Source organism: Streptomyces sp. NPDC057654 (genome assembly GCF_042800135.1).
Lineage (GTDB): Bacteria > Actinomycetota > Actinomycetes > Streptomycetales > Streptomycetaceae > Streptomyces.
Genome location: NZ_JBHVHQ010000683.1, coordinates 1 through 4699, shown reverse-complemented (window position 1 = coordinate 4699; position 4699 = coordinate 1). Strand labels below are relative to the sequence as shown.

Here is a 4699-nt window from a genome sequence, read left to right as displayed (position 1 = left end):
GTCGTACGGGTGGGAGCGGAGCGCCGCGGCGGCGAGCGCGGCGGCGGCCCCGGCCCCGGCGGCGCCCGGCCCCACGCCCGCGGCCAGCGCGTCGAGCACCGGCCCGGCGGGGTGGCGCACCCGGTGCAGCACCCCGCCCGGCACAGGGATCTCCTGAAGGTCCCCGGCGGGCGACGCGCCGCGCACGACCGCGTCGCGCTCGGCGGGGACGGCGGTGACGACGAGTACGCGCATCAGCTCAGGAACCTCGAACCGCTTCAGGAGCCGTCGCGCTCCAGGTTGAAGTGCCACATGCCCTTGGCCTCGCCCTTGCTGAGCTCGATGACCGTGACGGTGACCTTGTCCATCAGGGTCGCCTGGCCCATCTGGTTCTTCTGCGTGAAGAGGGTGTCCGTGTCGAAGGTGCGGTACGTGTTGTTGGTGGGCTCCGGCATGACCGGCCCGCCCGCGACGACGACCCAGCCGGTGTCGGCGATCTTCGGCTCCACGCCGATGCGCACCTTCTCACCGGCGCCGACCTTCACGGTCTTGCCGTCCTTCTTCGACAGGCACTTCTCCATCACGGACTTCTCCAGCGCCTTGCCGTCGCCGAAGCAGCCGTCGGTGGCCTCGGAGGTCACGGTGTTGGAGCCGACGGTCACCGTGGCCAGCGGAGTCGGCTTGTCGCAGGCGGTAAGGGCGACAAGCCCCAAGGTCACGGCACCGACGGCGGCAGCGGCGCGGCGGCCCTTACCCCGGGAAAACAGAGCGGTCATGCGGGCAGGTTATCGGTCGCCCCCGCTCACGCCACGCGGGGGTGCGGCGTGCCGCGCCGCGCGGCGGTCAGCAGACCCCGTACGGAAGCGGCCACGCCCAGCGCCACGACCGCCGCGGCGACCGACATGCCGAGCACCCCGTTGAGCGGCAGCAGGATGCCGATCGCCCCGCCCACCACCCACGCCATCTGGAGCAGCGTCTCCGAGCGCGCGAACGCGGACGTCCGGACCTCCTCCGGCACATCGCGCTGGATCATCGAGTCCAGCGACTGCTTGCCGAGCGCCTGCGAGATGCCCGCCGTCGCCGCGACGACGGCGAGCGCCACGGGACTGTAGAGGACGGCCGCGACGACGGTCGCGGTCAGCGCGGCCGTCAGCACCAGCGCGATCATCGACTCCGGCGCGCGCGAGCGCAGCAGCGCGCCGATGGCCGTGCCGAGCGCGTTCCCGCCGCCCGCCGCGACGGCGACGACGCCCAGCGAGACCGCCGCGCTCAGCCCGTTCATCGGATGCTCGCGCAGCATGAACGCCAGAAAGAAGGTGAGGAAGCCGGAGAGCATCCGGAACGCGCTGTTCGCCTGCAAGCCGTGCAGTACGGACGAGCCGACCGTACGCAGCCCGAGCGGCTTCGGCCGCCGCTGCTGCCCTCGCCGCTTCCGCCGGGTCAGCGCCGGGGCGCGTACGGGCCGGTGCTCGCGGGTGGTCAGGCGGGCCCGCGCCTCGCCCTTCGCCGAGTCCACCTTGTGGGGCAGCGAGATCGACAGGACCATGCCGATCAGGAACAGCACACAGGCCCCGTACAGCGGCCAGGCCGGGCCGATCTGATGCAGCCCCGCGCCGATCGGCGCCGCCGCGCCCGTGGCCAGCAGACCGCCGAGCGTCACCCGCGAGTTCGCCTTCACCAGCGAGATCCGCGGCGGCAGGAGACGCGGCACGACCGCGGACCGCACCACGCCGTACGCCTTGGACGCCACCAGCACGCCCAGCGCCGCCGGATACAGCTCCAGGCTGCCGCTGACCACCGCGCCCGTCATGGTCAGCGCGAGCAGCGCGCGCGTCAGCATCGCGCTCGCCATCGCCGCCCGGCGGCCGTGCGGCAGCCGGTCCAGAAGCGGGCCGATCACCGGGGCGAGCAGCACGAAAGGGGCCATCGTGACGGCCAGGTACAGGGCCACCCGGCCGCGCGCCTGGTCGGTGGGGACGGAGAAGAAGACGGTGGAGGCCAGCGCCACGGTGATCAGCATGTCGCCGGCCGAGTGCACCGCGTGCAGCTCGATCAGCTTGCCGAGCCCCGACTCGCCCGCGCCGTGCGCGTGCGTGGCGCGCCGGATGCCGCGCGCCGCCCCGGTGAACGGGGCCCGCAAGGCGTGACCGGCTGCCCGTCCCGCCCGGCGGAGCGGGCTGCCATGAGCGGACCGGATGGCTCCCACCACGCCATACTGCCCCAAGACGTGCGGAAGATGGCGCGTTCCCGCTATCTGTCGGTCAGAGCGCGATCATTTACCGTGCCGTCGCCGAGGCGTCTTCGGGAGGCCGTGCGGTGATCCTCGCGGGTGTCCTTTCTGTATCGGGTCGGGCACGGGGAGATCTCCGCCGCGCGCCCCGGCCGGGTCGTACGGGCCCGGCGCGCCGAGCCGGTACGGGCAGGGGCCCCGGACGCGTACGGATGTGAGGCTCGCCGTGGCCCGGGTATCCCCCGCGCGGTCGAGCGGGGTAGCGTGCGTAGCGCGCCACCGGCGGTCGTTCTTGGCCGCGCGCCGAGTCTCGATCCCGCAGAATGGGTCATACAAGGTGCGCCCCTGACCGTTCGGGCGCGGACGTCGACGCGGTCCCCAGGTCCGCTCCGTCCGCCGACCCGGCCGTACGGCCGGCGCACTCGTGAGACGGCGTGGAAGAGAGAATCGATCCTGTGAGTGCTGCGATGCGAAGCCGGACCCCTGACCGCCTGTGCGCCGAGGCGGTCGACTTGGCCCGTGCGGCGGCCGAGGAAGCGGCGCTCCCCGGAATGGTCGGCGAGCACGTCGAGGTCGCCTCCGAGGGCGATCGAGTCGTCACCCACTTCTTCGCCTGCCAGGAGCCGGGGTACCGGGGCTGGCGCTGGGCCGTGACGGTCGCCCGCGCGTCGCGGGCGAAGATCGTCACCCTCGACGAGGCCGTGCTGCTGCCCGGCCCCGACGCGCTGCTCGCCCCCGAATGGGTGCCGTGGAGCGAGCGGCTGCGCCCCGGTGACATGGGTCCGGGGGACCTGCTGCCGACCGAGGCCGATGACTTGCGTCTGGAGCCGGGGTTCTCCGGGGAGGACGCGCCGCCGCCGAGCTCCGTCCTGGCGGACGAGACCGTTGCCGGGCGGCGGCTGACGGATCTGGCCGATGCGGAGGACGCGGAGCTTACTTCCGCTGAGCCTGCGGCCACGACGGAGCGGGGGCGTATCGCCGCCGTCGCGGAGGAGCTCGGCATGCGCCGGGCGCGGGTGCTGTCCCGGTACGGGCTGCACGCCGCCGCCGACCGCTGGGACGAGCTGTACGGGCCCAAGACCGCGATGGCGCAGGCCGCGCCCGCGTCCTGCGGGAGCTGCGGGTTCCTGGTGCCGCTGGCGGGGTCGCTGCGGCAGGCGTTCGGCGTGTGCGCCAATGAGTTCGGGCCGGCGGACGGGCATGTGGTGTCGCTGGGGTTCGGGTGTGGGGGGCATTCGGAGGCGGCCGTCATGCCGAGGCCTTTGCGGCCGGCTGCTCCGGTGATCGATGAGACGTTGGTCGATCCGTTGCCGTTGCGGCCGGATCGGGGTGGGGGGTCCGTGGAGCCGGACGCTCCCGCGGAGGAGCTGGGGCACTCCTGATGGGTGCTCAGCCGTCGGCTGGGTGATCGCGCAGTTCCCCGCGCCCCTGGGGGCGGCTGGTGTGGTTCGTCGGCTGCGGGCCGGTCGTGGCTGGGCGCGCTGTTCCCCGCGCCCCTGGTGGGGTCGGTGTGGGCGGTTGGCCGCGGGTTGATTGTGGTTGCTCGCGCAGTTCCCCGCGCCCCTGGGGGTGCCTGGTGTGGTTCGTCGGCCGCGGGCCGGTCGTGGCTGGGCGCGTCGTTCCCCGCGCCCCTGGTGGGTGCCGGTGTGGTTGGTTGGGTGCAGGCCGTCCGTGGCTGGGCGCGTCGTTCCCCGCGCCCCTGGTGGGGTCGGTGTCGTCGGTTGGGGGCGGGCCGGTTGTGGTTGCTCGCGCCGTTCCCCGCGCCCCTTTCGGGGCTGGTTTGTGCGGTTCGTTTGTTGCGGGCCGTCCGTGGTTGCTCGCGCCGTTCTCCGCGCCCCTGACGGGCGGCTTGCCGGGCTCTCCGTTTGGCACGGCGGAGGGTGGAGAGCAGGTAGGGGCGGAAGCGCTGTACGTTTCGCGGCAGGAGTGCGGCGGCTAGCAGGGGAGACGACACGTGAGCGGCGCGGCGATGGTGCGAGGTGTGGGCGAGGACGCGGACCCGTTCGGGACCGGGCGGCTGCGGCGCGGGGTGCTGGACGCCTGGGCCGCGTCGCCCGCGCGGTTCCGTGAGGACGCCAACGCCGAGGAGGACCTCTCCCTCGGCGGCTACCGCGACCGGCTCGTCGTCGAGCTCGCGCAGAACGCCGCCGACGCCGCCGCCCGTGCCGGAGTCCCCGGCCGGCTGCGGCTGACCCTCCACCCCGGCCGCGACGGCGAGAGCGCCGTCCTCGCCGCCGCCAACACCGGCGCCCCCCTCGACGCCTCCGGCGTGGAGTCCCTGTCCACCCTTCGGGCCTCCGCCAAGCGGGACGAGGAGGCGAGCGGCAGCGCTGTCGGGCGGTTCGGCGTCGGGTTCTCCGCCGTGCTCGCCGTCAGCGACGAGCCCGCCGTCGTCGGCCGCTCCGGCGGCGTCCGGTTCTCGCTCGCCGAGGCCCGGCTCATCGCGGCGGACGCCGCGTCCGCCGCGCCGGGGCTCGGCGCGGAGATCCC

4 protein-coding genes and 1 pseudogene are annotated in these 4699 nt (G+C 74.2%); 2 read left to right on the top strand and 3 right to left on the bottom strand.

The window, feature by feature from the left end:
• From ACFU99_RS33595 to ACFU99_RS33585, 3 genes and pseudogenes are all read right to left on the bottom strand, one after another.
• Positions 1 to 234: pseudogene (locus ACFU99_RS33595) on the bottom strand (futalosine hydrolase); the annotation flags it as partial.
• A gap of 23 nt (positions 235 to 257) precedes the next feature.
• Complete coding sequence (locus ACFU99_RS33590) at positions 258 to 755, bottom strand: hypothetical protein (protein ID WP_384399286.1); 498 nt, start codon at positions 753 to 755, stop codon at positions 258 to 260.
• A 26-nt stretch (positions 756 to 781) separates the two neighbouring features.
• Positions 782 to 2185 carry an MFS transporter gene (locus ACFU99_RS33585; RefSeq protein WP_384399283.1) on the bottom strand — a complete coding sequence of 468 codons (1404 nt, stop codon included), beginning with the start codon at positions 2183 to 2185 and terminating at the stop codon, positions 782 to 784.
• Between the two features lie 491 nt (positions 2186 to 2676).
• Here ACFU99_RS33585 and ACFU99_RS33580 point away from each other — a divergent pair, with 491 nt between their 5' ends.
• Together ACFU99_RS33580 and ACFU99_RS33575 are read left to right on the top strand one after the other, a co-directional pair.
• Positions 2677 to 3591 (top strand): DUF3027 domain-containing protein, encoded by a 915-nt coding sequence (locus ACFU99_RS33580; protein WP_384399292.1) that lies wholly within the window; start codon positions 2677 to 2679, stop codon positions 3589 to 3591.
• Between the two features lie 587 nt (positions 3592 to 4178).
• Positions 4179 to 4699 (top strand): sacsin N-terminal ATP-binding-like domain-containing protein (locus ACFU99_RS33575; RefSeq protein ID WP_384399289.1); only part of this gene is annotated, 521 nt, incomplete at its 3' end.

What these genes read in the sequence shown, in the direction of transcription:
- ACFU99_RS33590 (WP_384399286.1), bottom strand. Translation starts at nt 755, where the DNA reads ATGACCGCTCTGTTTTCCCGGGGTAAGGGCCGCCGCGCCGCTGCCGCC.
- ACFU99_RS33580 (WP_384399292.1), top strand. Translation starts at nt 2,677, where the DNA reads ATGCGAAGCCGGACCCCTGACCGCCTGTGCGCCGAGGCGGTCGACTTG.